At 72.9% G+C, this 23,998-nt stretch carries 21 protein-coding genes; 7 read left to right on the forward strand and 14 right to left on the reverse strand.

What is annotated here, in order from left to right; genetic code table 11:
* Window positions 1–33 precede the first annotated feature (33 nt).
* Window positions 34–531, forward strand: a complete 498-nt coding sequence (gene tamR, locus ACGFT1_RS21480) for a MarR family transcriptional regulator TamR (protein WP_356817578.1) — start codon at window positions 34–36, stop codon at window positions 529–531.
* Here the strand turns inward: tamR and ACGFT1_RS21485 are convergent.
* On the reverse strand, window positions 490–1,257 hold the full coding sequence (locus ACGFT1_RS21485; protein ID WP_373910546.1) for a LuxR C-terminal-related transcriptional regulator: 768 nt from the start codon (window positions 1,255–1,257) through the stop codon (window positions 490–492). The genes tamR and ACGFT1_RS21485 overlap by 42 nt on opposite strands.
* Window positions 1,258–1,317: 60 nt before the next feature.
* Between ACGFT1_RS21485 and ACGFT1_RS21490 the strand changes: the two genes are divergently transcribed.
* Both ACGFT1_RS21490 and ACGFT1_RS21495 read left to right on the forward strand, forming a co-directional pair.
* Complete coding sequence (locus ACGFT1_RS21490) at window positions 1,318–1,470, forward strand: hypothetical protein (protein WP_373910547.1); 153 nt, start codon at window positions 1,318–1,320, stop codon at window positions 1,468–1,470.
* 104 nt (window positions 1,471–1,574) lie between these two features.
* Window positions 1,575–2,111, forward strand: a complete 537-nt coding sequence (locus ACGFT1_RS21495) for a GNAT family N-acetyltransferase (RefSeq protein ID WP_373910548.1) — start codon at window positions 1,575–1,577, stop codon at window positions 2,109–2,111.
* Here the strand turns inward: ACGFT1_RS21495 and galK are convergent.
* From galK to galT, 3 genes are read right to left on the reverse strand one after another with little or no spacing between them, the layout of a single operon-like run.
* Entirely contained in the window at window positions 2,038–3,192 is a 1,155-nt protein-coding gene (gene galK, locus ACGFT1_RS21500; RefSeq protein ID WP_373910549.1) for a galactokinase, read from the reverse strand. The two genes, ACGFT1_RS21495 and galK, sit on opposite strands and share 74 nt — an antisense overlap.
* Window positions 3,192–4,154, reverse strand: coding sequence for a UDP-glucose 4-epimerase GalE (gene galE, locus ACGFT1_RS21505; RefSeq protein WP_373910550.1), 963 nt, complete (start codon window positions 4,152–4,154; stop codon window positions 3,192–3,194). The genes galK and galE overlap by 1 nt, the downstream gene beginning before the upstream one ends.
* Window positions 4,151–5,212, reverse strand: coding sequence for a galactose-1-phosphate uridylyltransferase (gene galT, locus ACGFT1_RS21510; RefSeq protein WP_373910551.1), 1,062 nt, complete (start codon window positions 5,210–5,212; stop codon window positions 4,151–4,153). The genes galE and galT overlap by 4 nt, the downstream gene beginning before the upstream one ends.
* A gap of 197 nt (window positions 5,213–5,409) precedes the next feature.
* On the opposite strand from galT, the gene ACGFT1_RS21515 reads away from it, so the two are divergent.
* Window positions 5,410–7,101 (forward strand): sodium:solute symporter family protein, encoded by a 1,692-nt coding sequence (locus tag ACGFT1_RS21515; protein ID WP_373910552.1) that lies wholly within the window; start codon window positions 5,410–5,412, stop codon window positions 7,099–7,101.
* Window positions 7,102–7,122: 21 nt separating this feature from the next.
* Window positions 7,123–7,461 carry a hypothetical protein gene (locus tag ACGFT1_RS21520; RefSeq protein WP_373910553.1) on the forward strand — a complete coding sequence of 113 codons (339 nt, stop codon included), beginning with the start codon at window positions 7,123–7,125 and terminating at the stop codon, window positions 7,459–7,461.
* 74 nt (window positions 7,462–7,535) lie between these two features.
* Here ACGFT1_RS21520 and ACGFT1_RS21525 read toward each other — a convergent pair whose 3' ends face one another.
* The 10 genes from ACGFT1_RS21525 to rsmI form a co-directional block, all read right to left on the reverse strand.
* A complete protein-coding gene (locus ACGFT1_RS21525) occupies window positions 7,536–8,228 on the reverse strand; it encodes a LuxR C-terminal-related transcriptional regulator (protein ID WP_373910554.1) in 693 nt (230 codons plus the stop codon).
* 174 nt (window positions 8,229–8,402) lie between these two features.
* Window positions 8,403–10,154 carry a PQQ-binding-like beta-propeller repeat protein gene (locus ACGFT1_RS21530; protein WP_373910555.1) on the reverse strand — a complete coding sequence of 584 codons (1,752 nt, stop codon included), beginning with the start codon at window positions 10,152–10,154 and terminating at the stop codon, window positions 8,403–8,405.
* A gap of 88 nt (window positions 10,155–10,242) precedes the next feature.
* The gene (locus ACGFT1_RS21535; protein ID WP_373910556.1) at window positions 10,243–12,210 is read right to left on the reverse strand and encodes a PQQ-binding-like beta-propeller repeat protein; all 1,968 of its coding nucleotides are present in this window, start codon (window positions 12,208–12,210) and stop codon (window positions 10,243–10,245) included.
* A gap of 289 nt (window positions 12,211–12,499) precedes the next feature.
* Window positions 12,500–14,308 carry an ABC-F family ATP-binding cassette domain-containing protein gene (locus ACGFT1_RS21540; RefSeq protein WP_373910557.1) on the reverse strand — a complete coding sequence of 603 codons (1,809 nt, stop codon included), beginning with the start codon at window positions 14,306–14,308 and terminating at the stop codon, window positions 12,500–12,502.
* A gap of 92 nt (window positions 14,309–14,400) precedes the next feature.
* Window positions 14,401–15,294, reverse strand: a complete 894-nt coding sequence (locus ACGFT1_RS21545; protein ID WP_373910558.1) for a 4-(cytidine 5'-diphospho)-2-C-methyl-D-erythritol kinase — start codon at window positions 15,292–15,294, stop codon at window positions 14,401–14,403.
* 169 nt (window positions 15,295–15,463) lie between these two features.
* Window positions 15,464–16,351, reverse strand: coding sequence for a 16S rRNA (adenine(1518)-N(6)/adenine(1519)-N(6))-dimethyltransferase RsmA (rsmA, locus tag ACGFT1_RS21550; RefSeq protein WP_356817605.1), 888 nt, complete (start codon window positions 16,349–16,351; stop codon window positions 15,464–15,466).
* A gap of 75 nt (window positions 16,352–16,426) precedes the next feature.
* Window positions 16,427–17,836, reverse strand: coding sequence for a ubiquitin-like domain-containing protein (locus tag ACGFT1_RS21555; protein ID WP_373910559.1), 1,410 nt, complete (start codon window positions 17,834–17,836; stop codon window positions 16,427–16,429).
* Window positions 17,837–17,944: 108 nt separating this feature from the next.
* Complete coding sequence (locus ACGFT1_RS21560) at window positions 17,945–18,841, reverse strand: TatD family hydrolase (RefSeq protein WP_373910560.1); 897 nt, start codon at window positions 18,839–18,841, stop codon at window positions 17,945–17,947.
* Window positions 18,842–18,888: 47 nt separating this feature from the next.
* The gene (locus tag ACGFT1_RS21565; protein ID WP_373910561.1) at window positions 18,889–19,296 is read right to left on the reverse strand and encodes a hypothetical protein; all 408 of its coding nucleotides are present in this window, start codon (window positions 19,294–19,296) and stop codon (window positions 18,889–18,891) included.
* Window positions 19,297–19,487: 191 nt separating this feature from the next.
* Window positions 19,488–20,336 carry a 16S rRNA (cytidine(1402)-2'-O)-methyltransferase gene (rsmI, locus tag ACGFT1_RS21570; protein WP_373910562.1) on the reverse strand — a complete coding sequence of 283 codons (849 nt, stop codon included), beginning with the start codon at window positions 20,334–20,336 and terminating at the stop codon, window positions 19,488–19,490.
* A gap of 125 nt (window positions 20,337–20,461) precedes the next feature.
* On the opposite strand from rsmI, the gene ACGFT1_RS21575 reads away from it, so the two are divergent.
* Together ACGFT1_RS21575 and ACGFT1_RS21580 are read left to right on the forward strand one after the other, a co-directional pair.
* Window positions 20,462–22,219, forward strand: coding sequence for a dolichyl-phosphate-mannose--protein mannosyltransferase (locus tag ACGFT1_RS21575; RefSeq protein ID WP_373910563.1), 1,758 nt, complete (start codon window positions 20,462–20,464; stop codon window positions 22,217–22,219).
* 129 nt (window positions 22,220–22,348) lie between these two features.
* Window positions 22,349–23,980, forward strand: a complete 1,632-nt coding sequence (locus tag ACGFT1_RS21580; protein ID WP_373910564.1) for a penicillin-binding transpeptidase domain-containing protein — start codon at window positions 22,349–22,351, stop codon at window positions 23,978–23,980.
* The last annotated feature ends 18 nt before the right edge of the window (window positions 23,981–23,998 follow it).

The following is a 23,998-nucleotide window of genomic DNA, read 5'->3' on the forward strand; positions in this document are numbered from 1 at the left end:
CTTCATGTCGACACAACCACTACACTGATCTCCATGGAGGACGAGGTCGATCGGCTGGTCGCAGCGTGGCGCCGGGAGCGTCCGGACCTCGACGTGGAGCCGCTGGAAGTACTCAGCCGGGTGAGCCGACTCGCCCGGCACCTCGACCGCGCCCGCCGGCTCGCCTTCGCCGAGCACCAGCTGGAGCCCTGGGAGTTCGACGTGCTGACCGCGCTGCGGCGCGCCGGGACGCCGTACCAGCTCTCCCCCGGCCAGCTCCTCACCCAGACCCTGGTCACCTCGGGCACGATGACGAACCGTATCGACCGGCTGGCCAAGAAGGGCCTCGTGGAACGGCTGCCCGACCCCAGTGACCGGCGCGGCGTGCTGGTCCGGCTGACCGACGAGGGCCGGGACCGCGCCGACCAGGCGCTGGCCGGCCTGCTGGAGCAGGAGCGGGCGATCCTCGGCGAGCTGACCCGCGCCCAGCGCGGCGAACTCGCCGGCCTGCTACGCCAGCTGACCGCCCCGTTCGACAACGTCCCCGGATAGCTCGGCCGGCCCCACCCCGGCCCGCCGGGCCAGCGCCACCGCGGCCAGCGTCGAGTGGACGCCGAGTTTGCCGAGGACGTTCTGCATGTGGGTGCGGACGGTGTGCGGGGAGAGGAACAGCCGCTCGGCGACGGCCTTGCGGCCGAGCCCGGCCACCATGCAGCGCAGCACCTCCCGCTCCCTGGGGGTGAGGGACTCCACCAGCCGCTCGCTCTCGGTGCGGTGCCGGCGCGCGGCCGTCAGCTCCCGGAGCACACCGGTCAGCAGCGCCGGCGGCAGATGGGTCTCGTCGCGCAGCACTCCGCGTATCACCGTCAGCAGGCGGGACAGCGAGCAGTCCTTGGCGACCCAGCCGGCGGCGCCCGCCTGCAACGCGAGGGCCGCGCGGCGCGGGTCGTCCTTCTCGGCGAGCACGACGACCCGTACCCGCGGCTGGGCGGCCCGGACCCCGGCGACGAGCGAGATCCCGTCGACCAGGCCCTCCGCATCACCGTCCCGCACCGGCACGGCCGGGCCGGCGCCGGGCAGATTGCCGCCCAGGTCGGCGTCGGCCAGGAGGACGTCGAAACGGCGGCCCTCGCCGGCCGCGCGCTCCAGGCAGCGCAGCGCGGCCGGGCCGCTGCCGGCGGCGGAGACCTCGACGTCGGGCTCGGCCGCCAGGGCGGCGGCCAGCGACTCGGCGAAGATGCGGTGGTCGTCCACGACCAGGACTCGGATGCGAACCACGAAACCCCCTTCCCCAGGCTCCGCGCGGAGCAGGGGATACCAAGGTCCGGAAGACTCCGGATGAGCCGGTCCGGAAAGCCCGGAAAGGTGCGGAGCACGACGGCGTACGCGGACACGGCACCCGCGGCCGAGGTCGCACGCCGTACGGCCGCCGCCGTCGCGGAGTCCGCCACCCCCACCGCGGGCGCCGTACCCGCCTGTCTCGCCCCCTGAACGGCACCGGCCCCCACCGGTGCTGCTCCTCAGAGTACGGATGCGCGCACACAGCGGAAGACGATTTGCAGAACTGGCCGTCCGGCGCGCTTATCGTGTGCCGCATGTTTCGTATTGAGGCGGAAGTCGACAGAGACCGACGTGATCTGCTCCGCTCACGGCTCCGGGAGACCAACGCCGCGGCGTCCCCGGTGATCGCCGCGCTGCGCGGCACCCCCGCCGAACGCGAGACACCGCTCCACGTGTGGGCGCTGGACGGCACCGGCGACCTGGCGGGCGGCCTGGTCGGCCACACCTGGGCGGCCTGGCTGCACATCACCTACCTGTGGGTCGACGCCCGCCACCGCGGCACGGGCCTCGGCACCCGCCTCCTCGCCGAGGCCGAACACCTCGCCACCACCGATCGCGCCTGCACGGCGGCCCGCCTGGAGACCTGGGACTTCCAGGCCCCGCGCTTCTACCGCCGCCAGGGCTACGAGGTGGTGGGCACGGTCCCCGACTACCCCCCGGGTATCACGGAGTACACGCTGACCAAGCGCCTGATCCGAGTGGGCGTTCCCCGCCGGGTCAGGGGAGCCGGTGGGCTCCCGGGGACGGGACGGCCTCGAAGACGCGGGGGGCCGCGAAGGACGCCGCGGTGAAGGCTTCCTCGACCGCCTTGGTCAGTGCGTCCACGTCGGTCGCCTCCGCCAGGACGATCGCCGAGCCGCCGAAGCCGCCGCCGGTCATGCGGGCGCCGAGCGCGCCGTGGGCCAGGGCGGTGTCGACGACCAGGTCCAGCTCCGGGCAGGAGATGCGGAAGTCGTCGCGCAGGGAGGCGTGGCCCTCGGTGAGGACCGGGCCGATCGCGCGGGTCTCACCGGAGCGGAGGAGGCCGACGACGCGTTCGACCCGGTGGTCCTCGGTGACGACATGGCGGACGAGGCGGACGACCTCCTCCTCGTCGCCCAGGCGGGCCAGGGCCGCGTCCAGGCCGGCGTAGGGGATGTCCCGCAGGGCGTCGACGCCGAGCAGGGCCGCGCCCTTCTCGCAGCCGGCCCGGCGCTTGCCGTACTCGCCGCCGCTGTGGGCGTGCTTGACCCGGGTGTCCACGACCAGCAGGCGCAGGCCCTCGGCCGCGAGGTCGAAGGGGATCTGCCGCTGGGACAGGTCACGGGTGTCGAGGAAGAGCGCGTGGCCCGGCTCGCAGCACGCCGACGCCGTCTGGTCCATGATGCCGGTGGGGGCGCCGACGTAGACGTTCTCGGCGCGCTGGCACAGGCGGGCCAGTTTCCAGCGCTTCAGGCCGAGGCCGTACAGGTCGTTGAGCGCCAGGGCGATGACGACCTCCAGCGCGGCGGACGAGGACAGGCCGGCGCCCGTCGGCACGGTGGACGACAGGTGGACGTCGGCGCCGGTGATCTCGTGGCCCGCCTCGCGCAGCGCCCAGACCACGCCCGCCGGGTACGCCGTCCAGTTCTCGTCGCCGCCGGGTACGAGGGCGTCCAGCCGCAGCTCCACGACCCCGCCCGCGACGTCCGCCGAGTGCAGGCGCAGCAGCCCGTCGTCCCGGCGGGAGACCGCCGCGAGCGCCTGGTGCGGCAGTGCGAACGGCATGACGAAGCCGTCGTTGTAGTCGGTGTGCTCACCGATCAGGTTCACCCGGCCGGGGGCCGCCCACACGCCCTCCGGCGGCGCCCCGTACAGCTCGGCGTAGCGCTCCGCGACCTGCTGTGCCCCCACTAGTGCTCCCTCGTGATGCTCTGCGCGAACTCCCACGCGTCCGCGACGATGCCCGCGAGGTCCGCGCGGGACGGGTTCCAGCCCAGTTTCTCGCGGGCCGTGTCCGCCGAGGCGACCAGGACCGCGGGGTCGCCGCCCCGGCGTGGGGCGGCCACCTCGGGGATCGGGTGGCCGGTGACCCGGCGGACGGTCTCGATGACCTCGCGGACGGAGAAGCCGTTGCCGTTGCCGAGGTTGCAGATCAGGTGCTCGCCCGGCCGGGCCGCCGCCAGGGCCAGCAGGTGGGCCTCGGCGAGGTCGGCGACGTGGATGTAGTCGCGCACGCAGGTGCCGTCGGGGGTCGCGTAGTCGTCGCCGTAGACGGAGATCGCCTCGCGGCGGCCCTGGGCGACCTGGAGGACCAGCGGGATCAGGTGCGACTCGGGGTCGTGGCGCTCGCCCTGGGCGCCGTAGGCGCCGGCGACGTTGAAGTAGCGCAGCGAGACCGCGGCCAGGCCGTGGGCGTGCGCCTCGCTGGTGATCATGTGGTCGACGGCGAGCTTGGAGGCGCCGTAGGGGTTGGTCGGCCGCGTCGGCGCGTGCTCCGTGATCGGGACCTGCTCCGGCTCGCCGTAGGTGGCCGCCGTGGAGGAGAAGACCAGCGAGCGCACGCCCGCGTCGCGCATCGCGGCGAGCAGGGCCATGCTGCCGCCGACGTTGTTGTCCCAGTACTTCTCCGGCTTCACCACCGACTCGCCGACCTGCGAGAACGCGGCGAAGTGCAGCACGCCGTCGTAGGAGGAGTCGAGCCACTTGGCGGCGTCGCGGATGTCGCCCTCGACGAAGGCGGCGCCTGCGGGCACGCCCTCGCGGAAGCCGGTGGAGAGGTTGTCGAGGACGGTGACCTCGTGCCCGGCCTCCAGCAGATGCTGGGCCACGACCCCGCCGACGTATCCCGCGCCACCCGTCACCAGGTACTTCATGAACTCGCTACCTCTCGCAGTCGCTCGGCCGCGCGCTCCGGCGGCACGTCGTTGATGAACACGTTCATGCCGGACTCGGAACCCGCGAGGAACTTCAGCTTGCCGGAAGTGCGGCGGATGGTGAAAAGCTCGAGGTGGAGCGCGAAGTCGTCGCGCGTGACGCCGTCGAACTCCTCCAGCGCGCCGAACGGGGCCTGGTGCCAGGCCGCGATGTAGGGCGTCGGAGGCTCACCCTCGCCGAAGATCCGGTCGAAGCGCCTCAAGAGTTCCAGATAGACCTGGGGGAACTCTGTGCGCGCGGCCTCGCCGAGCGCGAGGAGATCGGGGACGCGGCGCTTGGGGTACAGGTGGACCTCGTACGGCCAGTGCGCCGCGTACGGCACGAAGGCCACCCAGTGTTCACCCTCGAGGACGACTCGCTCCCCGGCGAGTTCCCGCTCCAGGACCGTGTCGAAGAGGTTCTCCCCGCCGGTCGCCTCCTTGTGCGCGGCGAGTGAGCGGAGCATCAGCGCGGTGCGCGGGGTGGTGAAGGGGTAGGCGTAGATCTGTCCGTGCGGGTGACCGAGGGTGACACCGATCTCGGCCCCACGGTTCTCGAAACAGAACACCTGCTCGACGGAGGGCAGATGCGACAGCTCCGAGGTGCGGTCCGTCCACGCGTCCAGCACCAGGCGCGCCTGCTCCTCGGTCAGGGCCGCGAAGGAGGCGTCGTGGTCGGAGGTGAAGCAGACGACCTCGCAGCGGCCGGAGTCGCCGGCGAGGGACGGGAAGCGGTTCTCGAAGACGACGACGTCGTACGAGGAGTCCGGGATCTCGCTGAGCCGCTCGCCCCGGGTCGGGCACAGCGGGCACTCGTCGGCGGGCGGATGGTAGATGCGGCCCTGGCGGTGGGAGGCCACGGCGACCGCGTCGCCGAGCAGCGGGTCGCGGCGGATCTCGGAGGTGGTGACCGTAGGGTCCAGCGGACGGCGGTCGGCCGCGTCGCGCACGGTGTCGTCACCGAGGTCGTAGTAGATCAGCTCACGGCCGTCGGCCAGCCGGGTCGAGGTCTTCTTCACGCCGGACTCCTTGCTCGACGCCCTGAGGGGGCGTGCCCGCACCCAATGACTCAACACAATCAAACATAACAGATCACAACTCGACATCGGCTCGCTCGATCACAATCAAACAAAGAACACCAGTCAAAGTGTTCAAATACTGAACACGGCGGCGTAGGTTCCGCTCTGGATCAGTTCGCGCAACGAAGCGAGTTCTCATGCAAACCCCCACAGAGTCCCCCACCTACCTGGCGGCGGAGCTACGGCTCCCCACCAACTGGCTGGACTACACGATCCTGGCGATCTACTTCGTCGTCGTCCTCGGCATCGGCTTCGCCGCCCGCCGGTCCGTGAAGACCAGCCTCGACTTCTTCCTCTCCGGCCGCTCCCTGCCCGCCTGGATCACGGGCCTGGCCTTCATCTCCGCGAACCTTGCCGCCACCGAGATCCTCGGCATGGCGGCCAACAGCGCCCAGTACGGCGCCTACACCGTGCACTGGTACTGGGTCGGCGCCATCCCCGCCATGGTCTTCCTCGGCCTGGTGATGATGCCCTTCTACTACGGCAGCAAGGTCCGCTCGGTCCCCGAGTTCCTGCTGCTTCGCTTCGACCGGGCCGCCCACCTGCTCAGCTCGATCCTGTTCGCGTTCGCCGCCATCCTGATCGCGGGCGTCAACCTCTACGCCCTCGCGATCGTCGTCGAGGCCCTGCTCGGCTGGCCGCAGTGGGTCGCCATCGTCGTCGCCGGCGCCTTCGTGCTCGCGTACATCACCCTGGGCGGCCTGTCCTCGGCGATCTACAACGAGGTGCTCCAGTTCTTCGTGATCCTCGCCGCCCTCATCCCGATCACCATCCTCGGCCTGAAGAAGGTCGGCGGCTGGGGCGGGCTGACCGACAAGCTGACCGCCACCCACGGCGGCAACTTCACCACGGCCTGGGGCGGCACCGGCATCGGCAGCACCAACCCGCTGGGTGCCAACTGGCTCACCATCGTCCTCGGCCTCGGCTTCGTGCTCTCCTTCGGCTACTGGACCACCAACTTCGCCGAGGTGCAGCGCGCCCTGTCCGCGAAGAACCTCTCCGCCGGGCAGCGGACGCCGCTGATCGCCGCCTACCCGAAGATCTTCATCGTCTTCCTGGTGATGATCCCCGGTCTGGTCGCCGCCGCGCTCATCCCGAACTTCGGCTCCGCCGCCTCCGGTTACCAGTACAACGACGCCATCCCCTACCTGATGCAGGAGCTGCTCCCCAACGGCGTGCTCGGCATCGCCGTCACCGGTCTGCTGGCGGCCTTCATGGCCGGTATGGCCGCGAACGTGTCCTCGTTCAACACGGTGTTCACCAACGACATCTGGGCCAAGTACGTGGTGCGCGGCCGCGAGGACGCCTACTACGTCCGCTTCGGCCGCCTGATCACCGCGGTGGGCGTGGCCGCGTCCGTCGGCACGGCCTTCCTGGCGTCGTCGTTCTCGAACATCATGAGTTACCTCCAGACGCTGTTCTCCTTCTTCAACGTGCCGATGTTCGTCGTCTTCATCGTCGGCATGTTCTGGAAGCGCGCGTCCGCCAAGTCCGGGTTCTGGGGCCTGCTGGCCGGCACCGTGACGGCGATGGTCAACTACTTCGTCCTCTACAAGAAGGGCATCATCTCCATCCCCACCGACCAGGGCGCCAACTTCGTCTCGGCGATCGCGGGCTTCGTCGCCGGCGCGGTCGTGATGGTCGCGGTGTCCCTGTTCACCGAGCCGAAGCCGGCGGAGCAGCTCCAGGGCCTGGTCTACGGCACCCGCTCCCCCGGCATGTCCGAACCGCCCGCCGCGGGCGACGACGCCTGGTACCGCAGGCCGGCCCTGCTGGGCTGGGGCGCGGTCGTCCTGGCCGCCGCCTGCTACATCCCGTTCTCGTTCTGACGCGGGAGGATCGAGGAAACCATGACCGAGCACTCCGACCGTCACCCCGAGCGCACCGGCTACTCGGAGGAGGACGTCCAGCGGGAAGTCACCGAGCTGGAGGGCAAGTCCGCCACGGCGGCCCGCATCTTCGACCTGCGCCGCATCATCGGCGGCCTGTTCGTGATCTACGGCATCATCGTCACGATCACCGGAATCACCGACTCCCAGGCCGCGATCGACAAGGCCGAGGGCGTCAACATCAACCTGTGGACCGGCATCGGCATGCTGCTGCTGGGCATCTTCTTCCTGGGCTGGCTGAAGCTGCGGCCGACCCCTGCGGCGGTTCCCCCGGAGGGGCCGGCGGAGGAGAAGGAGTAATCACCGGCCGTCCCGGACGCGGGCGCGTGGGAGCTGGGCGCGCGGTTCCCCGGGCCCCTTCCGGGGCGGCGGTGTCAGGGCCGGGGGTCCCGGGCGGGGCGGACAGCGGCCGCTCGGTCCAGCAGGCCCGTGCGGGCGGCCAGGGCCGCCGCCTCCAGGCGCGATCCCACCCCCAGCTTCATCAGCACCCGCTGCACATGCGTCCGCGCGGTGCTCGGGGCGATGCCCATGCCCGCCGCGATCAGCCGGGTGTCCTCCCCGTCGGCCACCCTGACGAGCACCTCCACCTCCCGCGGCGTCAGCATCCCCAGCAGCCGCTGGGCCTCGTCGTCGGGCTGTGCGGCGGGGTTCAGCAGCTCGGCGAAGGCCTGCTGGAGCAGTTGGGGAGCCACCGCGGCCTCGCCGGCCCGGGCCTTGCCGATGGCCCGCTCGACGCCCTCGATCCGCTCGTCGTGCCGTACGTATCCCGAGGCGCCCGCGGCGAAGGCCGCCGCGATCCCGCGCGGTGAGGGCACCGGGCCCAGCACCAGCACCGCCACCTGCGGCCGTTCCCGCTTGATCTTCACCACCGGGTCGAAGATCCCCGGTTCGGCCGGGGCCGCCGTACCCAGCAGGCACACCTCGGGCGCCCGTGCGATCACCAGATCAGCCGCGCCCGCGGCCGGTGCCGCCGCGGCCAGCACCCGGTGACCGCGCAGCTTCAGCGCCGACGCCAGCGCCTCCGCGAGCAGGCGGTGGTCGTCGACGACCACGAGCCGCACTCCCATAGAGCAACCCCCCAGAAACCCAGGCACCCCCGCCCTTCATGCCCCCGGAAGCTACACGCTTGTTCGACGTCGCGCTGCCCGTCTCACCGAGAAGTGCCCCGGATCGATGAAATCCGGGGCACTTCTCGGCAAGTCACTCATTCGGGTGACACGGGTGACGGAGTCCGGGCCGGGTCAGCCGTCCGTGCCGAACGCCATCAGCAGGTACTCCTTGCCGTACGCCGGGTTCGTCTTGTGGGCGAAGACGGCCGACATGTACAGGCGGCCCTTGCCGAAGAGGAGTTCCGCGTACTCGGGCAGCAGGCCGCTCTCGCCCTGGTGCACGCTGCGCGTGCCGGGGTTCTCCAGCAGCTTGGTCGTCCTGAGCGAATCACCGTCGATGCTGACGACCTGGCCGCCCTTGTTCCACGGCGGCGCCATGTAGGCGAGGAGGTTGCCGCCGTCCATGCGCAGCGGGGAGAGCGTGTAGCCGTCGCCGGCCTCGGCACGTCCGCGGGCCGGCTTGCCGGTGGTCAGGTCGAAGGCGACGATCTCGTTGGTCTTGTTGTACTGGCCGGAGCCGTCGTGGACCTCGGTCGGCAGGTACAGCCTGCCGTGGCCGGCGGCGATCTGCCGGCACCCCTCGATGCGGGTGATGCCGTCGCAGTGGCCGCCGTACGTGTCGCCGGGCGCGGAGATGCGCGCGAGGAGCCGGCCGGTCCTGCCGTCGATGGAGAAGTAGTCCGAGACGCCGCTGCCGTCGCCCGCGCTGTCGCCGACGTCGGCCGCGATCACCAGCGGGTCGGTGGAGACGACGGAGGCGTACTCGACGCCGTCGGGCATCTTGTACTCGGAGATCACCTTCCCGCTCTTCGGGTCGATGGTCTGGATGTGCAGTTGCCGGTTGTCGTACGCGCCGCACTTGCGGACCGCGACCAGCCGGGTGCCGCCGCCGTAACCCGCGTCGTAGCAGGTGTCGTCCGGCTTGGGCTGCCACAGGACCTTGCCGGAGCCGATGTCGAACGCGGCGCCGCCGTCGGAACTGCCGACCGCGACGGTGTGCTGGGCGACCGTCACGTTCTGGAAGGTGATCGGGAAGTCACCGGTCTTGACCGACTTCGTCCACAGTTTTGTGCCCGCGGTGAGGTCGATCGCGGCGACCTCGCTGCATCCCGCCGTCTTGTCCTTGGTGGGCATCTTCGGCTGGAACGTGATCGCGGTCAGGCCGGCGGAGGTGACATGGCCGCTGGCCGCGCAGACCGGCCCCGGGAGCTTGAGCGTCCACAGCTTCGTGCCCTTGGCCGGGTCGTAGCCGACGATCTCGGCGATGCCGCTCTTGGCGTACACCGTGTCGGTCAGCCACGAGCCGGTGGTGCCGATCGTGTCGTCGGTCCGGGGCATCGGCACCTGGAAGAGCACCTTGGACGCGGTGTTCGCCGGCGCCTTCTCCTTGCCGCCGCCACCCGAGGAGTCCCCGGAGGCGTCCGCGCCGTTCTTGCCACCGGTGCCGCCGGAGGAGGCGGTGTCGTGCTTCTTGCCGTCGCCGCCGGAGGACCGGGCGTACCAGACGCCGCCGCCGATGATCAGCGCGATGGCGACGACCGCCGCGACGACGATGAGCAGCGCGGTGTTGTTCCGCCCGGCGCCGCCCTTCCCGGGCTGGGGCTGCATCGGCACGGTCATCGGCTGGCCGGGATGACCGGGCTGGGCCGGATAGCCGTAGCCCGGGGGCATGGGCTGGGCGTACGGGTTCTGCTGTGCGCCGGGGTAGCCGTAACCGGGCTGGGCCGGCGGCTGGGGGTAGCCGTAGCCGGGCTGGGCCGGCGGCTGCGGGGGCGCCGGGTGGGGGTAGCCGTAGCCCGGCGGCGGGGCCTGCGGGGGCTGGTTCGGCGCCTGCGGGGGCTGGTTGGGGGGCGGCGGCGGCTGGTTGGGGGGCGGCTGGGTCATGGCGCGGGTACCTCGGGGACGGTCGGGCGGCCGGAGGGCGGAGGGGAACTGGGCAGGACGGGCGGGACGCCGGGAACAGGCACCGGGCTCAGTTGCCGAAGGCCATGATCAGCTTCTCCTTCGAGGCGTCGTTGCCGGACAGCCGGCCCGAGGAGACGAAGAGCCGCCCGCCGGACCAGTCGACGACACCGTCGTAGAAGGAGTTCTCGGCGTCGGCGCCGCCCTGCGGGTTCCGCAGCAGCCCGGTCGTGCTGTGGGAGGAGCCGGTGAGCGGGACCGAGACCACCTGGCCGCCCGCGTCGTAGGACGGCCGCACGTACGCGACGAGCTTGCCGTCCTCGATCTTCACGGGGGTCATCGGCTGGCTCGTCGGGGACTTGACCCGCCACTTCTCCTTGCCGTCGGAGAGGCTGATCGCGACGATCTCATTGGCGCTCATGGTGGTGTCGGTGGGCAGGTAGAGCGTGTCGGCGTCGGCCACGACCCCCTGGCAGCCCTGGAGTTCGCGTTCGAGGATCGCCCAGCCGCAGCGGGGGGCGAACTTCTCGTCCACCTTGACCTCCGAGCGGAACGCGCCGTCCTTGGTGAAGGTGGAGATGTTCCAGGCCTTCTTCTCCCGGTTGGTCAGGTAGACCACGAGCGGGTCCACGGAGTAGGCCCGGGAGACCTCCCAGCCCTTCTTGACCGGCCGGGTCCAGCGGACCTTGCCCGTGGCCGGGTCGAGTTCCTGGATCTCCTCGTGCTCGTTCCCGGTGCCCACACCGCAGGAGGCCACCTGGATCAGCCGCCCGGTGCCGCCCGCGAACGCGGCCGGGAAGCAGGCCTGGCCGTAGCGCTTCTTGTCGTACAGCTTCTTGCCGCTGTCGATGTCGTACGCCGTGCCCGACTGGGAGCGCCCCACCATCAGCGTCCTGCCGCTCACACTCAGTTCGACGGTGAGCGCGCTGTCGAACAGCCCGCCGTCGGCGACCTCGCCGCTCCAGCCCTTCTCGCCGGTGGCGAGGTCGAGCTGCTGGAGCTGGTTGCACTTGGCGCGGTCGCTGCCGCCGCTCATGTACGCCACGACGACCTTGTCGTCGGCCGACTTCTGCGGGGTGACCGCGCATATCTTCTGCGGGAAGGCGACCGGCCCCCAGGCGTTCTTCCCGTCCTGCGTGCCGAACGCGAAGACCTGCTTGTACGCCGCCTTCACCACCGTGTCACCGCTGACCCACAGGCCGGGCGCGTCGGCGCCCGACGCCGGGGCGTCCGGTGCCGGCTTGTACCAGAGCACCTTCGCGTCACCGGCCTGCCGGCCCTCGTTGAGGTGCTCGGGGTCGTCACCGGCGGCGGCCGCGGTGGGCGTGCCGGAGGCCGACTGCTTCGGGTCGTCGCTGCCCTGGGCCACGGGCTTCTTGTGGCCGCCACCGCCGTCGCCGGAGGTGACCGCGTACACCGTGCCGCCGATGACGAGCAGCGCCGCGACCGCCGCGCCGATGATCAGCGCCGTCTTCTTCCGGGAGGCCGGCTTGCCCGGGCCGCCCGGGAAGGGGGCGCCGGGCGCGCCGGGGTACGGCGGCTGCTGCGGGTGCCCGTAACCGGGCTGCGGGCCGGCGTACGGGCCCGGCTGCTGCGGGGGTTGCGGGTAGCCGTAGGGACCCGGGGCACCGGCGTACGGACCCGGCTGCTGGGGGTAGCCGTACCCCGGCTGCGGCGGGGGGCCGGCGGGCGGCGGTGGCGCGCCGAACCCGCCCTGCGCGGGCGGAGCTTGCGGCGGCGCACCGAACCCGCCCTGGCCGGGCGGGGCCTGCGGCGCACCGAAACCACCCTGCGCGGGCGGCGTCGGCGGAGCGCCGGCATCCCCCTGGACGGGCGGGGTCTGCGGAGCACCAGCACCACCCTGGGCCGGCGGAGCCTCAGGAGGGCCGAAACCGCCCTGGGCCGGGGGTGCTTCGGGGGCGTCGGGGCCGCCCTGGGACGGTGGAGTCCGCGGAGGGCCGAAACCACCGGGCTGCGGCGGCTGGTCCTGCGGAGCTCCGAACCCGCCCTGCGGCGGCTGGTCGGGCGGCTGAGTCATCAGCGCTCTTCCCCCTCGTTCACTGATTTTTAGCCACGCCCTGAGGTTCGTGACGGATCCAAGGTCGTACTGAGTCGGTTCTCGGACGGCTCTTTCTATCACCCGGCACCGACAGTGCACGGGCCCGCGCCCCCGCTGTTCCCAAGGGAGGACGGGCCCGTGACGCCCCCGTTATGCGCCTTCACGCGCCCTTCACGCAGGGTGCGCGACAGCGTCGTGCCGCGCTGGTACGCGGCTGGATCGCGCCGTACGCACGCCCCGCGCGCACGCGCCACGCACCGCGCGGGGGCTACGCGTCCTCCGCCAGTTCCAGCCAGCGCAGCTCCAGTTCCTCGCGCTCCGCGGCGAGGTCCCGCAGTCGGGTGTCGAGTTCGGCCACCTTCGCGAAGTCGGTGGCGTTGTCGGCGATCTGGGCGTGCAGCGTGGACTCCTTCTCGGAGATCTTGTCCAACTGGCGCTCGATCTTCTGGAGTTCTTTCTTGGCGACGCGCTGGTCGGCGGCGCTGCGCTCCGTGGTGACCGGCTTGGGGGCCGCGGTGGCGGTCTGCGCGGCCACCGTCTCCTCCATGCGCCGGCGCCGCTCCAGGTACTCGTCGATGCCGCGCGGCAGCATCCGCAGGGCGCCGTCGCCGAGGAGGGCGAACACGCGGTCCGTGGTGCGCTCCACGAAGAACCGGTCGTGGGAGATGACGATCATCGAGCCGGGCCAGCCGTCGAGGACGTCCTCCAGCTGGGTGAGGGTCTCGATGTCGAGGTCGTTGGTGGGCTCGTCCAGGAAGAGGACATTGGGCTCGTCCATGAGGAGCCGCAGCAGCTGGAGCCGCCGGCGCTCACCGCCGGAGAGGTCCCCGACCGGGGTCCACTGCTTCTCCTTGTTGAAGCCGAACGTCTCGCACAGCTGCCCGGCGGTCATCTCGCGCCCCTTGCCGAGGTCGACGCGCTCGCGGACCTGCTGCACGGCTTCCAGCACTCGCAGGGCCGGATCGAGTTCGGAGACCTCCTGGGAGAGGTAGGCGAGCTTGACGGTCCGGCCGACGGCGATACGGCCGCCCGCCGGCTGGGCCTCGCCCTCCGTGCGGGCCGCCGCCGCCATCGCGCGCAGCAGGGAGGTCTTGCCGGCGCCGTTGACGCCGACGAGGCCGATCCGGTCGCCCGGGCCGAGCTGCCAGGTGATGTGCTTGAGCAGCACCTTGGGTCCGGCCTGCACGGTGACGTCCTCGAGGTCGAAGACGGTCCTGCCGAGCCGGGAGGAGGCGAACTTCATCAGCTCGCTGCTGTCCCGGGGCGGCGGCACGTCCGCGATCAGCTCGTTGGCGGCCTCCACGCGGAAGCGGGGCTTGGACGTCCGCGCGGGCGCGCCGCGCCGCAGCCAGGCCAGCTCCTTGCGGACCAGGTTCTGCCGCTTGGTCTCCTCCGTGGCGGCGATCCGCTCGCGTTCCGCGCGCGCGAAGACGTAGTCGGAGTAGCCGCCCTCGTACTCGTACACGTCACCGCGCTGCACGTCCCACATGCGGGTGCAGACCTGGTCCAGGAACCACCGGTCGTGCGTCACGCAGACCAGCGCCGAGCGCCGGTTGCGCAGGTGCTCGGCGAGCCAGGCGATGCCCTCGACGTCGAGGTGGTTGGTGGGCTCGTCGAGGACGACCAGGTCCGGCTCCTCGATGAGCAGCTTGGCGAGCGCGATCCGGCGCCGCTCGCCACCGGACAGCGGCCCGATCACGGTGTCCAGGCCCTTGGGGAAGCCGGGCAGGTCGAGCCCGCCGAACAATCCGGTCAGCACGTCCCTGACCTTGGCGTTGCCGGCCCACTCGTGGTCGGCCAGGTCGCCGATGACCTCGTGGCGGACGGTGGCGGCGGGGTCGAGGGAGTCGTGCTGGGTGAGCACGCCCAGGCGCAGCCCGCCGGAGTGCGTGACCCGCCCGGTGTCGGCGTCCTCCAGCTTGGCGAGCATCCGGATGAGGGTGGTCTTGCCGTCGCCGTTGCGTCCGACGACGCCGATCCGGTCCCCCTCCGACACACCGAGCGAGACGCCGTCCAGCAGGGCACGGGTGCCGTACACCTTGCTGACGTTCTCGACATTGACCAGGTTGACGGCCATTTCACTCCTGTGCGCGGGGGTCGGTCAGCCTTCTAGCGTAGGCCTTCGGGGGGTGGATGCGGGGTGCCCGGGGACGCTCCTTCGAGCCTCTCTCACAGGACGGTCGCCCCCGGCACCGGGCCCGCCGCCGTCCGTACCGACCGGCACGTCCCCGAGGCGCGCAGCGCCCGCGCGATCCGCTCCGCCGACTCGCCGTCGCGCGCCAGGAACGCGGTCGTGGGACCGGAGCCCGAGACCAGCGCGGTGAGCGCGCCCGCCGCGCGGCCGGCGGCCAGGGTGTCGGACAGTTCGGGGAACAGGGACAGGGCCGCGGGCTGGAGGTCGTTGGAGACGGCCGCCGCCAGCGCCGCCGGGTCGCCCTTGGCGAGCGCCTCCAGGAGGTCCGGGGAGGCGACCGGTGCGGGGATGTCCCGGCCGTGTGCCAGCCGGTCGAACTCCCGGAAGACCGCCGGCGTGGACAGGCCCCGCCCGGCCATCGCGAACACCCAGTGGAAGGTGCCGCCGACCTCCAGGGCGGTCAGCCGTTCACCGCGGCCGACGCCCAGGGCGGCGCCGCCGACCAGGCTGAACGGCACGTCGCTGCCGAGCTCGGCGCAGATGTCGAGGAGTTCGGTGCGGGAGGCGCCCGTACCCCACAGTGCGTCGCAGGCGAGCAGCGCGCCCGCGCCGTCCGCGCTGCCGCCCGCCATGCCGCCGGCCACCGGGATGTCCTTGGCGATGTGGACGTGCACGGCCGGTTCGATGCCCCGGCGCCCGGCGAGGGCGAGGGCCGCGCGCGCGGCGAGGTTGGTGCGGTCCAGCGGTACCTGGCCGGCGTCGGGGCCGGCGCAGGTGACGCGCAGCTCGTCGGCCGGGGTGACGGTGACCTCGTCGTACAGGCCGACGGCGAGGAAGACGTTGGCGAGGTCGTGGAACCCGTCGGAGCGGGCGGCGCCCACCGCGAGCTGGGCGTTGACCTTGGCGGGTACACGGACCGTGACGCTCACTGCTGACCGGGCTCCTTGAGGGACGAAGGCTGTACGGGGCGGTGCGGGCTGTACGGGGCGGGGCGGCGGCGCCGGGGCCGCTCCTCGGTGTCACCGAGGCTGCCTGCGGCACCGGGGCCACCGGCGGCTCCGGGGCCCCGCGCGCCGCCGGCGTCGGGTGCCGTGGGCGCTAACCGGCCTGCCGGGCGGCGTCCCCGGCGTCGCGGTGCTCGGCGATGCGGGCGAACTCCTCCACCGTCAGGGCCTCCCCGCGGGCCTGCGGCGACACCCCGGCCGCGACCAGGGCCGCCTCGGCCGCCGCCGCGGACCCGGCCCAGCCGGCGAGCGCCGCCCGCAGCGTCTTGCGGCGCTGGGCGAAGGCCGCGTCGATCACCCGGAAGACCTGGTCCTTGGCGGCGGTCGTCCGGACCGGCTCGGTCCGCCGGACGAGGGAGACCAGCCCGCTGTCCACGTTCGGCGCGGGCCAGAAGACGTTGCGCCCGATGGCCCCGGCCCGCTTCACCTCGGCGTACCAGTTGGCCTTCACCGACGGCACGCCGTACACCTTGTTCCCCGGCGCGGCGGCGAGCCGGTCGGCGACCTCGGACTGCACCATCACCAGCGTCCGCTCGATGCTCGGGAAGGTGTCGAGCATGTGCAGCAGCACGGGGACGGCGACGTTGTACGGCAGGTTCGCCACCAGGGCCGTCGGCGCGGGGCCGGGCAGCCCGGTGACGTGCATCGCGTCGGAGTGGACCAGCGCGAACCGGTCGGCGCGCTCCGGCATGCGCGTGGCGATGGTGGCGGGCAGCGCGGCGGCCAGGACATCGTCGATCTCGACGGCGGTGACCCGGTCCGCGACCTCCAGCAGGGCGAGGGTGAGGGAGCCGAGCCCGGGACCGACCTCGACGACCACGTCGTCGGGGCGGACGCCGGCGGTCCGGACGATCCGGCGGACCGTGTTGGCGTCGATCACGAAGTTCTGGCCGCGCTGCTTGGTGGGACGGACACCGAGCGCTGCGGCGAGTTCACGGATGTCGGCCGGGCCGAGGAGGGCGTCGGGGAGGGGGCTGCTCACGGGACAAGGGTACGGGGGCGGCACCGGCCCTCTCACCAGGTGCCCGGCGCCCGCATCGTGCCCGCCCCCCGCCGCCTACGTGTGCAGGCGTGCTCCGCAGTGCGGCCAGGGGGTCGCGCCGCGGCTCAGGTACAGCTTCTTCGCGCGGTACGTCTGCTCCTCCGCCGGTGCGTCCTGCGGGCGTCCGCTGCCGCCGAGGCTGTGCCAGGTGTGCGCGTCGAACTGGTACAGGCCGCCGTACGTCCCCGAGGGGTCGACCGCGTGCGGCCTGCCGCCGGACTCGCAGGCGGCGAGGCCGCGCCAGTTCAGGCGGTCGGCGCCGGCCACGGAGGCGGGCCGCGCCCTGGTGCCCACCCGCACCAGCTGCGGGCGCGGCCCGCGCACCAGCTCCGTCCGCTCCCGGCGGGGTCTCTCCCGCACCCCGTTGACGGTGCGCAGCAGGTAGGTGGTCCGGCGCAGCCCGGGCTGCCCGGGCCTGGCGATGACCTCGGTGCCCCGGAACAGGGTGGGGTCCTCCACGCGCCGGACGCCGAACGGGATCTGTTCCTCGCGGACCTCCCGGACGCCGCTGATCCGCAGCACGGTCACCGTCTGCCCGTCGCGCGGGAAGCTGTCCGGCGGGACGGAGAGGGCGTCCTGGCCGCGCAGGGTGATCCCGGCCTCCCCGACCGCCTCGCGGACGGTGCCCGCGTTGGTGCGGACGGTCCTGGTCCGGCCGTCCGCGAGGACGGTGACGGCGCGCTCGGTGCGCACGTCGAGGGCGAGCCCGGTGCGTCCGATGGGCCGGGAGCGGGAGACCGACAGGTGGGCGCCCTCGGCGCGCACCCCCAGCTCGTCCAGCGCGCCCTCCACCGTGTGCGCCGTCGTCCACACCTCGCGCGGCCTGCCGTCCAGGGTGAGCCGGACGGGGCGGCCGTACCGCACCGCGACCGCGTCGCCGCTGCGCAGGGCCGTGCCGGGGGCCGGCGCGATCATGTCGTGCGCCCCCACCCGTACGCCCTCCTCGGCGAGGAGTTCGCCCACGTCGTCGGCGAAGGTGTGCAGGACGCGCTGCCGGCCGTCGACGCTCAGGTCGACGGCCTTGTCCTCGGCGACGAAGGCCGTGGTGCCGCCGGCCAGGAAGGCCACGACCAGTGCCTGCGGCAGCAGGCGGCGCATGGCGGAGTCGGGGCGCTCGGTGTAGCGGGCCCTGCGCCGGCGCCCGGCCCGCCCGTCCCTTGCGGCGCGCGCGCCCGGCTCGTCCACCGGTGCCGGCGTGAGGGTGAGGGTGGGCGTGGGCGCCGCCGGCGTCGGGGCCGTCCGGGTCTCGTACGCGGGCCGGCAGGTGTCGTCGTACGCGGCCCCGTACACCGGGGCCGCGACCCCGTACGTCACCGTCTCCGCGTCGTGCGGGCCGGGCCACGCGCCACCCCGCGCGCCGGGCGCGGCGGGCGGCGCGCCGCTGGGGCCGTACGCCCTTCGGGTCTCGTACTGCGATGTGCTCACGCCGACACGCTCCAGAGGGCCACAGGGGTCCGGGCCCCCAGAACCTAGCGGAGCGCCGGTCACTCTCCAAAGCGGCGCGACTACGCAGTGTCGCGGCGAGCGGGTGGTTCAGTAACCGAAGGCGCGGGCGGTGTTCGCGCCCAGGGCGGCCGCCAGCGTGTCCTCGTCGGTGCCGCGCACGGCGGCCATGGCACGGACCGTGACAGGGACGAGGTACGGCGCGTTGGGCCGTCCGCGGTACGGCGCCGGGGTCAGGAAGGGCGCGTCGGTCTCCACGAGGACCAGCTCCGGCGGGGCGACGGCGAGCGCGTCCCGCAGGTTCTGGGCGTTCTTGAAGGTGACGTTCCCGGCGAAGGACATGTAGTAGCCCGCGCGGGCGCAGATCCCGGCCATCTCCGCGTCGCCGGAGTAGCAGTGGAAGACGGTGCGCTCGGGGGCGCCCTCCTCCTTCAGGATGCGCAGGACGTCGGCGTGGGCGTCGCGGTCGTGGATGACGAGCGTCTTGCCGTGCCGCTTGGCGATCTCGATGTGGGCGCGGAAGGACCGCTCCTGCGCGGCCTTGCCCCCGGGCCCGGTGCGGAAGTGGTCCAGGCCGGTCTCGCCGACACCCTTGACCTGGGGCAGCCCGGCCAGCCGGTCGATCTCGGCGAGGGCCTCGTCCAGCGCCGCGTCGCCGCCCGGGGTGCGGGCGCCCTGCCGGGACCAGCCGTCGGGGTCGCCGTGGACGATCCGCGGGGCCTCGTTGGGGTGGAGGGCGACGGCTGCGTGGACGGACTCGAACGCCGCCGCGGTCTCGGCCGCCCACTGCGAGCCCTTGATGTCGCAGCCGACCTGGACGACCGTCGTGACGCCCACCGACGCGGCCTTCGCCAGTGCCTCCTCGACGGTGCCGGACTGCATGTCGAGGTGGGTGTGCGAGTCGGCGACGGGCACCTGGAGGGGGGCCGGGAGCGGTGGTGCCGCGTTGCGGTCGTCCGTCGGGCCGCGGCCGGTGTTCGAAGGCATGCCCCGATCCTACGAAAGGGGCGGCCCCGTGCGGGCCGGTGCTCCGGTCAGCTCGCCCGGCGCTGGAACGGGTGCAGGAGGTCGGACAGGTGCCAGTGGTGCGGCTGCCCGGCCGGCGCCCCCGGCCCGTGCGGCGCCTCGGCCGGACCTGCCTGCGGCACCCGGTGCTGCTGCCGCTCGGCCGCGCTGCGCACCGAGGAGACCTGGCCCGCGCGCATGATCCGGACGACGTGGCCGTCGCAGTTCTGGCAGCCCGGCCGGCTCAGGGGTGAGGGCACGACCCGCCCGTCGGTCACGTACCGCACGAACTTCTCCCCCTGCGCGTCCGTGTGGTGCTCTATCTCGTACGACTGTTCCCAGCCGTGCCCGCAGCGCATGCAGGCGAACGAATACGACTCGTGAACGACCGCCGTGGCCGTGCCGTGGAGGCCGGTCTGCCCTGCGTTCTCACTCATGCCAGCTCCCTTGTGGACGGGTGCGTCCTTGCGACCAGTGGACTGCGCCACCGGCCTGAACGCATCGGGTCTGCCGAGTGTTGGAGCCGATTTGGGCGGGGCTTGCCCAAGCACCGCGGATGAGGCACGTGGGCTTTGCCTGGCTCGTCAGCCCTTTGCCGTCCTATGGGGCGTGAAGTGCGCGGACCGGCTCATTCCCCGGCGCGCTTGGCGGCGACCACGGCGTCGAAGACCACGCGCTTGGGCAGCCCCGCCTCCGCCGCGACGGCCGCGATGGCCTCCTTGCGGCGCTCGCCCGCCTCCTCGCGGTCCCGGACCCGGCGGACCAGCTCCGCGGGGCCGACCTCCTCGGGTCCGGTGTCGGGGGCGCCCTCGACCACGACGGTGATCTCACCGCGCACGCCCTCCGCGGCCCACCGCGCCAGCTCCTCCAGCGGGCCGCGCCGCACCTCCTCGTACGTCTTGGTCAGCTCGCGGCAGACGGCGGCCCGCCGGCCGGCGCCGAAGGCCTCGGCCATCGCGGCGAGGGTGTCGTCGAGCCGGTGCGGGGCCTCGAAGTAGACGAGGGTCCGCCGTTCGTCCGCGACCTCGCGCAGCCGGGACAGCCGTTCCCCGGCCTTGCGCGGCAGGAAGCCCTCGAAGCAGAACCGGTCGACGGGCAGCCCGGACAGGGCGAGCGCGGTGAGCACGGCGGACGGGCCGGGTACGGCGGTGACCCGGATGTCCCGCTCGACGGCGGCGGCGACCAGCCGGTACCCGGGGTCGGACACCGACGGCATGCCGGCGTCGGTCACCAGCAGGACGCGGGCCCCGCCGAGCAGGTCCTCGACCAGCTCCGGGGTGCGCGCGGACTCGTTGCCCTCGAAGTAGGAGACCACCCGGCCCTTGGGCGTGACGCCCAGCGCCTGGGTGAGCCGGCGCAGCCGGCGGGTGTCCTCGGCGGCGACGACGTCGGCGCCGGCCAGTTCCGCGACGAGCCGGGGCGGCGCGTCCGCGACGTCGCCGATGGGGGTACCTGCGAGGACAAGGGTTCCAGTCACGCCCCCATCCTCCCAGGAGTCGCGGGCCCGGCTCCGGGCGCCCGGCGGCCGGGGAGCGCGACCGTGTCCCGACCGGTACCGCGCTTGCACGGGACTCCCACAGCACGGTTCCCTACGATGGCGCGGTGACCAGTACCGCGTCCTCCATGGACCTCCGGCAGGGGCAGGCGCCGCACGACCGGCGGCCGTCGTGGCAGCAGCGGCTGCGCCGCTTCGGGTATGCGCCGCCCGCGGACGCGCCCGCGGGCGACGTACGCGACCGGCTGGTGCCGCCGTACACCGGGCCGAGCCCACGGCTGTGGCGGGTGTTCGGCGTGCCGCCGGTCCTGGCCGACCGGATCACCCGCTGGTCGGGCTGGGGCGGGCCGCTGCTGGTGACGCTGATGGCGGGCCTGATGCGGTTCTGGAACCTGGGCCGGCCGGATCAGGTGATATTCGACGAGACGTACTACGCGAAGGACGCGTGGGCGATCGTCCACCGCGGTTTCGAGGTCAGCTGGGACAAGTACGGCAAGACCGCCAACGACCTGGTGCTGCAGCAGCACGGCCGGATCGGGCTCCCGACGGATCCGGCGTACGTCGTGCACCCGCCGGTCGGCAAGTACGTCATCGGGCTGGGCGAGCTGGTGTTCGGGTTCGACCCGTTCGGCTGGCGGTTCATGACGGCGCTGCTGGGGACGCTGAGCGTGCTGCTGCTGTGCCGGATCGGGCGCCGGATGTTCCGCTCGACGTTCCTGGGCTGCCTGGCGGGCGCGCTGATGGCGGTGGACGGGCTGCAGTTCGTGATGAGCCGGACCTCGCTGCTCGACGGGGTGCTGATGTTCTTCGTGGTGGCCGCGTTCGGCTGCCTCGTCGTCGACCGCGACCGGGCCCGGGAACGGCTGGCCGCCGCGCTGCCCGCGGACCCGGACGGCCGGGTCCGCCCCGACGGGCACGTCGCCGACACCTTCCGCTTCGGTCCGCGGCCCTGGCGCTGGGCGGCCGGACTGATGCTGGGCCTGGCCGCCGGCACCAAGTGGAACGGCCTGTACGTGCTGGCCGCGTTCTGTGTGATGACCGTCCTGTGGGACGTCGGCACCCGCAGGGTGGCGGGCGCCCGCCACCCGTACGCCGCCGTCCTCAAGTACGACACCGGCCTCGCCTTCGTGGCGACCGTCCCGGTGGCCCTCGTCGTCTACGTGGCCTCCTGGACGGGCTGGATCCTCTCCGCGACCGACGGCACCGGCGGCTACTACCGCAACTGGGCGGCCACCGAGGGCAGGGGCGGCACCTGGTCCTTCCTGCCGGACTGGCTGCGCAGCCTGTGGCACTACGAGCACGAGGTGTACGAGTTCCACCTGCACCTGTCGCAGCCGCACACGTACCAGTCCAACCCGTGGAGCTGGATCGTGCTGGGCCGCCCGGTGTCGTACTTCTACGAGTCCCCCTCCCCCGGCGCCGACGGCTGCCCCGTGGACGCGGGCCAGAAGTGCGCCCGCGAGGTCCTCGCGCTCGGCACGCCCCTGCTGTGGTGGGCGGGCTGCTTCGCGCTCGCCTACGTCCTGTGGCGGTGGGCGTTCCGCCGGGACTGGCGGGCCGGCGCCATCGCCTGCGGCATCGCGGCGGGCTACCTCCCCTGGTTCATGTACCAGGAGCGCACGATCTTCCTCTTCTACGCGGTGGTCTTCCTGCCGTTCCTGTGCCTGGCGGTGGCCATGATGGCGGGCGCGGTGATCGGCCCACCGGGCTCGACCGACACCCGCCGCGTGATCGGCGCGTCGGCGGCGGGCGTACTGGTCCTGCTGATCGCCTGGAACTTCATCTATTTCTGGCCGCTGTACACGGGCACGGCGATCCCCCTGGACTCCTGGCGGTCGCGGATGTGGCTGGATACGTGGGTCTGAGTCACGGTTTCGACACGATCCGTTGCGGAGGCTTCCCCACCGCATAGAGTGCCTGCGGCAACCTGTTTTGAACGCGTTCAGGAAACCGGGTGCGGCAGGGGCCGGCGGGGACACGGGGAGGAGCGCGCGGTGCGCAGGGGAGTCAAGGCCGGGGTCATAGGCGGCGTGTGCGCGGTGGTGCTGGGCGGTGGTGGTTACGGGGCCTACAACCTGCTGACCGCTCTGGACGGCGGGGGCGGTGGGGGCGGGGCCGTGGCGGTGAAGAGCGGGCCGCCCGGCGCCGCCGAGGTCGAGGAGACGACCGCGCGGTTCTTCGCCGCCTGGGAGAAGGGCGACGCCGCGACCGCCGCCTCGTACACCAACTTCCCGGAGGCGGCCCGGCAGCTGCTGACGGCCTACGGCGGTGACGCGCACATCACCGCGGTACACGTCGCCCCCGGCACGGCCGCCGGCCGGACCGTCCCGTTCACGGTCACCGCGAAGGTGTCGTACGGCGGCACCTCACGGCCGCTCACCTACCGCAGCAGGCTGACCGTCGTCCGCGGGCGGACCTCGCACCGGCCGCTGGTCGACTGGCAGCCGTCCGTGGTGCATCCGCGGCTGCGCAAGGGGGACACGCTCGTGACCGGCGAGTCGGCGGCCCCGCCGATCGAGGCCGTGGACCGCGACAACAGGGTGCTGACGAAGCAGAAGTACCCGTCCCTCAGCCCCGTGCTCGACGAGCTGCGCAAGCGGTACGGCGACAAGGCGGGCGGCCGGGCCGGTGTGGAGCTGGCCATCCGCCACGCGGGCGCGGACGGCGCGGACCGGGCCGACACGCCGCTGCTCACCCTGCTCAAGGGCAGGCCGGGCCGGCTCCGTACGACGTTCAGCGCGCGGGCGCAGGCGGCGGCCGAGACGGCCGTGGGGAAGTACCCGGACGCCTCCGTCGTCGCCGTCGAGGCGAGCACGGGCGAGATCCTGGCGGTCGCCGACCACCGCAACGACGGCTTCGACGCGGCCCTGCTCGGCGAACGCGCGCCCGGCTCCACCATGAAGATCATCAGCGCGGCGGCCCTGATCGACACCGGCACCACCACCGCGAACGGCCCGGCCCCCTGCCCACCGTCCGCCGTCTCGATGAGCCAGACCTTCCACAACCTCAAGGGCCTGGCGCCCGACGACCACGCGACCCTCTCCGACAGTTTCGCCCGGTCCTGCAACACGGCGTTCGTGAAGTTCGCGGACGAGGTGAAGCCGGACACCCTGACCCGGGAGGCCGAGGAGCGGTTCGGGCTCGGCCGGAACAACTGGCAGATCGGTGTGCCCTCCTTCGACGGCCGGGTGCCCGCCGCGGGCGGCTCCGACAAGGCGGCCGGGCTGATCGGCCAGGGCCAGGTCCAGATGAGTCCGCTGAACATGGCCTCCGTGACGGCGACCGCGATGACCGGCACCTTCCGGCAGCCGGTGCTCGTGCCGCTCTCCCTGGACGGCCGCGAACCGGCACGCGCGCGCGGGCTGCCGCCGGGCACGGCCGCGCAGCTGCGCGCCATGATGAACCGCACCGCGCGCAGCGGTACCGCGGCGGGTGTGATGGCCGGGTTGAGCGGGAACGTGGGCGCGAAGACGGGTTCGGCGGAGGCCGACGGGGAGGCCAGGTCGGACAGCTGGTTCGCCGGATACCGCGACGACGTGGCCGCGGCGGCGATGGTGGAGGACGGCGGCCACGGCATCGACGCGGCCGGTCCGATTGTCGCAAGCGTGCTACGGAACGCCGGCTGACGCCACCCGCGAAAACGG

The organism is Streptomyces sp. Y20, from assembly GCF_043195475.1.
Taxonomy (GTDB): Bacteria; Actinomycetota; Actinomycetes; order Streptomycetales; family Streptomycetaceae; genus Streptomyces.

What these genes read in the sequence shown, in the direction of transcription:
- tamR (WP_356817578.1), top strand. Translation starts at nt 34, where the DNA reads ATGGAGGACGAGGTCGATCGGCTGGTCGCAGCGTGGCGCCGGGAGCGT.
- ACGFT1_RS21490 (WP_373910547.1), top strand. Translation starts at nt 1,318, where the DNA reads ATGAGCCGGTCCGGAAAGCCCGGAAAGGTGCGGAGCACGACGGCGTAC.
- ACGFT1_RS21495 (WP_373910548.1), top strand. Translation starts at nt 1,575, where the DNA reads ATGTTTCGTATTGAGGCGGAAGTCGACAGAGACCGACGTGATCTGCTC.
- galE (WP_373910550.1), bottom strand. Translation starts at nt 4,154, where the DNA reads ATGAAGTACCTGGTGACGGGTGGCGCGGGATACGTCGGCGGGGTCGTG.
- ACGFT1_RS21515 (WP_373910552.1), top strand. Translation starts at nt 5,410, where the DNA reads ATGCAAACCCCCACAGAGTCCCCCACCTACCTGGCGGCGGAGCTACGG.
- ACGFT1_RS21520 (WP_373910553.1), top strand. Translation starts at nt 7,123, where the DNA reads ATGACCGAGCACTCCGACCGTCACCCCGAGCGCACCGGCTACTCGGAG.
- ACGFT1_RS21525 (WP_373910554.1), bottom strand. Translation starts at nt 8,228, where the DNA reads ATGGGAGTGCGGCTCGTGGTCGTCGACGACCACCGCCTGCTCGCGGAG.
- ACGFT1_RS21530 (WP_373910555.1), bottom strand. Translation starts at nt 10,154, where the DNA reads ATGACCCAGCCGCCCCCCAACCAGCCGCCGCCGCCCCCCAACCAGCCC.
- ACGFT1_RS21535 (WP_373910556.1), bottom strand. Translation starts at nt 12,210, where the DNA reads ATGACTCAGCCGCCCGACCAGCCGCCGCAGGGCGGGTTCGGAGCTCCG.
- ACGFT1_RS21540 (WP_373910557.1), bottom strand. Translation starts at nt 14,308, where the DNA reads ATGGCCGTCAACCTGGTCAATGTCGAGAACGTCAGCAAGGTGTACGGC.
- ACGFT1_RS21560 (WP_373910560.1), bottom strand. Translation starts at nt 18,841, where the DNA reads ATGCCTTCGAACACCGGCCGCGGCCCGACGGACGACCGCAACGCGGCA.
- ACGFT1_RS21565 (WP_373910561.1), bottom strand. Translation starts at nt 19,296, where the DNA reads ATGAGTGAGAACGCAGGGCAGACCGGCCTCCACGGCACGGCCACGGCG.